We start from the raw sequence: 5,580 nt of genomic DNA, 5'->3' as shown, positions 1-5,580 counted from the left end.
GTGCTGCACCGGCGCGGGGGCGGGCGCGACGTTCCAGCCGCGGACCTTGCGGTGCGCGGGCTTGGCCGCGGCCCGGCCGTAGCGGCGGGCGGCGCGGCGCCCGAAGCGCAGCAGGTCGTACTCGCGGCGCAGCCCTGGGTGCGAGAGCGTCTCCCAGGCGCCTTGGACGAGGTGGAACTCGCCTTCGTCGCCGCCGCGGTCGGGATGGGTCTCGCGGAGGCGCCTGCGGTAGGCGGCCTGGATCTCGTTGCGTGGTGCCTGCGGGCTCACCCCGAGGACGCGGTAGTGGTCTGGTTCGTTCACCACGGCTCCCGGTCGGTCGTACGGGGACGGGCCTGTGCCCGGCGAGGGGGATCGGGCGTCGGACTCGACGGTAATGGAGCCCCCAATCTACCGCCGGTTCGCCCCTTTCGGTGTCGGCAGGTCCCTAAATTTCAGCCTGTCGTGGCCGCGACTTCAATCAGGAGACGGTGACGGTGACACTGTGGAGGCCGGTGGCGCCGTCGGGGATGACGCCCTGCACGGCGCTGGTCTGCGGATTCCCTTCCCCGTCGGTCGCTCTGACGGTGAGCGTGTGCTCCCCGGAGGACGCGTCCCATTCGAAGCGCCATTGCCGCCACGTGTCGCCGGTGGCGACATCGGACAGTGCACAGGGCTGCCATTCGCCATTGTCGATGCGTAGGTCGACCGCGGCGATGCCGCGGTGCTGGGCCCACGCGACCCCCGCGACGGTCACCGTCCCGGCGTCGGCGCGCGAGCGCGGCGTGTCGATCCGCGACTGGGTCTTGATGGGGCGCGGGGTGGACCAGCCGCGGGTGATCCAGTACGCGTCGTAGGCGTCGAAGGTGGTCAGTTCGAGTTCGGTGAGCCACTTGGTGGCCGAGACGTACCCGTACAGGCCGGGGATGACCAGGCGGGCGGGCCAGCCGTGGAGGACCGGGAGCGCCTCGCCGTTCATGCCGACGGCGATCATGGCGTCGCGCCCGTCGAAGACGAGCTCGGTAGGGGACCCGGCGGTCCAGCCGTCGGTGGAGCGGGAGACGAGCTGGTCGGCGGCGGGGTCGGGCCCGGCCTCGGCGAGAAGGTCGGCGAGGGCGACGCCGAGCCAGCGCGCGTTGCCGACCAGGTCGCCGCCGACGGGGTTGGAGACGCACGCGAGGGTGATGTCGCGTTCGATGAGTTCCCTGCCCAGCAGGTCGTCGAAGGTGTAGGTCATCTCGCGGTCGACCATGCCGTGGACGCGCAGCGACCACGTGTCGACGTCGACGCGCGGGACGGTGATGGCGGTGTCGATGCGGTAGAAGTCGCCGTTGGGAACCCGGTAGGGGGTGAGATGGTCGACGTCGAAGTCGGCGACCGGGCCCGGTTCGACCGCGGGCACATCGGGTTCGGGCAGCGTGACGGCCTCGCGGTCGGCCTCGATCGCGGCCGGCCCGACCCGCCCGGCCCACCACGAGGCGGCCACGGAGGCGGCGGCGACACCGGCGAGGGCGCCGAAGAACCCCCTGCGGCCCTTCACGGTCGCGGCGTGTCCGCGCCGGGCCCACCAGGCGAGCGCGGCGAGCACCACTATCGCGGCGAGGACCGCGGGGACGGCGGCCGAAGCGCCCAGGCCGGGCCTGGTGACCGCCGCGGCCCCACCGACACCGGCCAAGGCGAGCACGCCGATGGCCGCGGGGAGCGGGCGCGTGCGCCACAGGACCCCGAGCCCGGCGCCCGCGGCGAGGACGCCGGCGGCGAGACCGATGGTCAGCAGGGGCTTGTCGGCGGTGCCGACCAGTTCGATGAACCAGTGCGAGACCGCCAGCGGCACGACGGCGATGACGGTATCGGCCAGCGCCGACAGCGGCGAGGACCTGGGTGCGGCGAGTGCGGCGGCGAGATGCCCGACCGCGAGAGCGGCGAGCGTCGCGAAGAATCCGGCGGCGGCCCACGAGTTGCGGGCTCGCTTCTCGCCTCCCGCCGCTTCGACGGGGGCCTGCGGCTCTGGTTCGTGCGAATCACCGGTCACGCCACCATCATCGCTCCGTTTCCCCGGCAGGTCCACGACGGGGCCGCCGGGACACGCCGACGGCCGCGAGCTGCGCGGTTCGCGCCCGCCCGCTGCCGGTCGCCGCGGTATGTGACATTCCACTGTGAGCCCGCGCCGAGAGCTAGTTTGGTGGCATGTGACATGCCACTGTGTGCCCGAGCCCGGCGCCGCCGCGGAGGCGGCCGGTTCGGCCGTGTCCGCGGCGCGGACGAGCGGCCCTGCCGGGACACGACGATGGCCCCGCACTGTGCGTGGTGCGGGGCCATCGGATGTCGTGTCGGTCGGCGGCTGCCGGGTCCGCCGAGCCGGGTCTGCTATCCCTGCCAGAAGCGGGCGAGGGCCTGAGCTGCCGGGTCGTCGATGTCGGCGATGGCGTATTCGCTGGCGTCGACGGTGTTCACCCAGGGTTCGGCCTCGGCCGAGCCGAGGGCGTCGAGGTCGACCCACGGGTAGCCGTCGACCGGTTCGGGCACGTCCAGGTCCAGTTCGGGCGGGAACGTCGGCGGGTTGTCGGCCTCGTCGAGCAGGAGGTCCTCGTAGGTGGCCGCGTAGGCGGTCTCGTCGCCGGAGGTCTCGGCCTCCTCCTCGTACTCGGCGTCGACGCCGAAGGTCTCGTCGAGGGGCTCGTCCTCGTCGATGTCGCTGTCGTCGTCGAAGGCGAACGCGTCCAGGCCGTCCTCGTCGGGAACCTCGCCGGTGTCGAACTCGTCGAACCCGGGGGCCTCCTGGCCGTCGTCGTCGAGGTCGGGGAAGTCCCCGTCGGCCCCTTCGGGGTCGAACTCGTCGAACTCATCCATCGGATTCCTCATCTCCTGGTACGAGGGTGCGGGCCTTGGCGAGCACCTCGTCGAGCTGCTTGACCTTCTGGGCCATGGAGTCGCGGCGCTGCTTGAGCGCGGCCTGCTTCTTGGCCCGGGCGGCCTGGTCGGCCTTCGCGGCGTTCTCGGCCGCGGAGATCCGCGCGTCGAACTCGGCGGCGCGCCGCTCCAGGGCGTCGTCCAGCGTGGAGTTGAACACGAACTCGACCTCGGTGAACCGGAACCCGATCTCCTCGTTGAGGTTCGCCCTCGCTTCGGCGATGACGCGCTGCACCCACTGCTTCGCGGCCTGGCGGTCGCCCTGGATCTTCCTGCGGTACAGCAGGAACGCCGCGGCGGCGAGCCCGATGCCCACACCGGAGGCGGTCAGGGCGACGGAGGCGACGGAGCCGGCGACGGCGGTCAGGCCGATCATGCCCGCGCCGGCGGTGACGGCCCGCCCGGCCATCATCGCCACACCGGCCGAAGACGCCATGAGGAGGGCGCCGTCCTGGTTGGCGTCGCGGCGGGCCCGGCCCGAGGCCGCGGCGCGCAGGCCGGCGGAGATCGAGTTGGTGGCCTGCATGAGCTCGTCCTCGGTGAACACCTGGCGCAGGACGCGTTCGGCCAGGAGCACGAACCGCTGGTGGAGTTCGCCGGAGAGGCGCGCGGCGATGCCCTGGAGGGCGATGTCGATGCGCTGGGGGAGGGATTCGAGGGCGGCCTTGTTGGCCTTCTCCAGTTCGTTGAGCAGGGCCTCTTCGAGCTCCTGGAGGTGGGCCCGCAACCGGCCCTGGACTTCGATCTTGGCGCGCTGGGTCTCCACGCGCAGGGCGAGGTTCGCCTTCTTCGTCTCGGTGCGGCGGGCGTTGAGGGCCGACTTCTTCTCTTCCTTGAGCCGGTTGGCGGTCTCGGGGTCGGGGTCGTAGGCCTTCATGTCCTCCTGGGCCGAGACGGCGAGGCGGGAGAACTCGGTGCGCACGGCTCGCACGACGTTCGCGGCGACCAGGGCCTTGCCGGCGGTGCCGACCTTGACCAGGGCGCGCTGCATGCGCCCGATCCCGGACTCCTTGGCGAGGGCCTGACGGGTCGGGCCCTGCGAGTTGAGTGCGTGTTCGGCGAGCATCGCGGAGACGGGGAAGTGGGGGGCGTTGCGGAAGCGGGGCGCGTGGGCCTCGATCAGGGACCGGTTCTCTTCGAGGACGGTCTTCCACCCGGGGTACGTGTCGGTCTTGGTCAAAGCGAAGACGACGAAGTTGACGCGCTTGGAGGCCTCGGTGAGGAAGTCCAGCTCGGTCTTGGCCATGGGGGACGAGGCGTCGGTGACCATGATCAGGCAGGTGGCGCGGGCGACCGCTTCGAGGGCGATGACCGCGTGGTCGGGGTCCAGGCCGCCGGTGCCGGGGGTGTCGACCACGGACATGTGCTTGAGGAGCGCGGAGGGGTGGCCCACGAGCATGCGGCGGGGCGGGACCATGCCGGGGGGCATGGTGCCCAGGCGGGTCGCCCAGTTGCGCAGGTCTCCGACGCCCAGGAGCATCGGGTCGGCGGCGCCGGGCTGCCAGGCGCGCACCGACGCCTGGTCGGCGTAGGCGAACTCCAGGTACGCCGTCGTCGCCACCTGGGCGTCCACAGGGGATAGGCCGGGCATGCCGAGGAGGGCGTTGACCAGGGACGACTTGCCGCGCTTGGTCTCGCCGACGACGACAGCGACGGGCTTGTCGGGCTGCCAGCGGGCGACCTCGTCGACCTCGGCGGCGGCGCGGGCGTCCACGGTCCGCAGCGAGGCGTTCCCGGCCTTGGCGGCCTTGGCGCACAGCTTGTGGATCGCCACGGCCGGGTTCGGCTTCGCGGCGGCCTTCTTCGCCGGGGCCGGCTGGGCCGCGGAGGCGGCGGGCGCGGCGGCGGGCGCGGTGGTGTCGGTCATGCCCGCACCCCCTGGCCGCGGTAGACGGTGACGATCGGGTGGCGCACGATGCGGCCGCGGTCGGTGTAGCCGATCTGCTCGGTGCGGGCGATGATGCCCTCGTCGGCGGGGCCGCGGGCGGCGACGGTGGAGCCGGCCTCGTGGACGGCCGGGTCGAACCGCTGCCCGGTCGCATCCACCTGCGCGACACCGACTTTCACGAACGCGCCGTCGAGGTGCTGGGCGAGCGCGGGGGAGGTGGCGCGGTCCCGCATCCAGATGCAGGTCTCGACCAGGACGGTGCGGTCGGCGGTGTTCTGGGCGGCGCGGGCGGACTCCTGGAGCTGGCCGACGGGGATCGCCCCGGAGACGGCGCCGGTGCCGGAGGCGGGAGCGAACGCCGGGGCCTGGAGGGCCGGTCCGGCGGCGGGGGCGATGGACTTGCCGGCGATGAACGCGACGACGGCGGTGACGAGGACCGAGCCGGCGGCTATGGCCAGGACGTGCGCATCGAACCCGCCGCCGGTGAGGAACACCGCGCCCAGGGCCGCGGCGGCGAGGCCCACGAGGGCCCCCACCAGCGGTCCGCCGAGTCGATTCGTCACTTTGCTCTCCTTATGTCGTAACGGTGACGGGGTCAGCCGAGTCGTTGGGCCAGCAGATGGAAACCACGATGCACCACGTTCGCCACCCGCGCCTGGGACGGGGTGGCGCCGCCGTTGGCGAAGGCCCGCCAGCGCGCGGCCGCTTCGATGGCGGCGCGCCGCAGCTGCGGGCGGGGGGCGTCGGGCAGGCCGAGGACGACGCCGGCGTCGTCGGTGAGCGCGAGGCGGGCGACTTCGGCC

5 protein-coding genes and 1 pseudogene are annotated in these 5,580 nt (G+C 72.9%); all 6 read right to left on the bottom strand.

Going from position 1 to position 5,580, the window contains the following annotated elements:
• Positions 1–303, bottom strand: a 303-nt coding sequence (locus DI269_RS02340) for a J domain-containing protein (RefSeq protein ID WP_198667079.1), incomplete at its 3' end; no start/stop codon positions are given.
• A 157-nt stretch (positions 304–460) separates the two neighbouring features.
• Positions 461–2,011, bottom strand: coding sequence for a molybdopterin-dependent oxidoreductase (locus DI269_RS02335; RefSeq protein ID WP_112133533.1), 1,551 nt, complete (start codon positions 2,009–2,011; stop codon positions 461–463).
• 335 nt (positions 2,012–2,346) lie between these two features.
• Positions 2,347–2,829 carry a hypothetical protein gene (locus tag DI269_RS02330; protein ID WP_112133532.1) on the bottom strand — a complete coding sequence of 161 codons (483 nt, stop codon included), beginning with the start codon at positions 2,827–2,829 and terminating at the stop codon, positions 2,347–2,349.
• Positions 2,822–4,756 (bottom strand): dynamin family protein, encoded by a 1,935-nt coding sequence (locus DI269_RS02325; RefSeq protein ID WP_112133531.1) that lies wholly within the window; start codon positions 4,754–4,756, stop codon positions 2,822–2,824. The genes DI269_RS02330 and DI269_RS02325 overlap by 8 nt, the downstream gene beginning before the upstream one ends.
• Positions 4,753–5,340, bottom strand: coding sequence for a nucleotide exchange factor GrpE (locus tag DI269_RS27555; RefSeq protein WP_198667078.1), 588 nt, complete (start codon positions 5,338–5,340; stop codon positions 4,753–4,755). Before DI269_RS27555 ends, DI269_RS02325 begins: the two co-directional genes overlap by 4 nt.
• A gap of 32 nt (positions 5,341–5,372) precedes the next feature.
• A pseudogene (locus DI269_RS27550) lies at positions 5,373–5,580 on the bottom strand (dynamin family protein); the annotation flags it as partial.

It is taken from the genome of Glycomyces dulcitolivorans, assembly GCF_003265355.1.
GTDB classification, from domain to species: Bacteria; Actinomycetota; Actinomycetes; order Mycobacteriales; family Micromonosporaceae; genus Glycomyces; species Glycomyces dulcitolivorans.
This window is presented reverse-complemented; position numbering and strand designations above follow the sequence as displayed.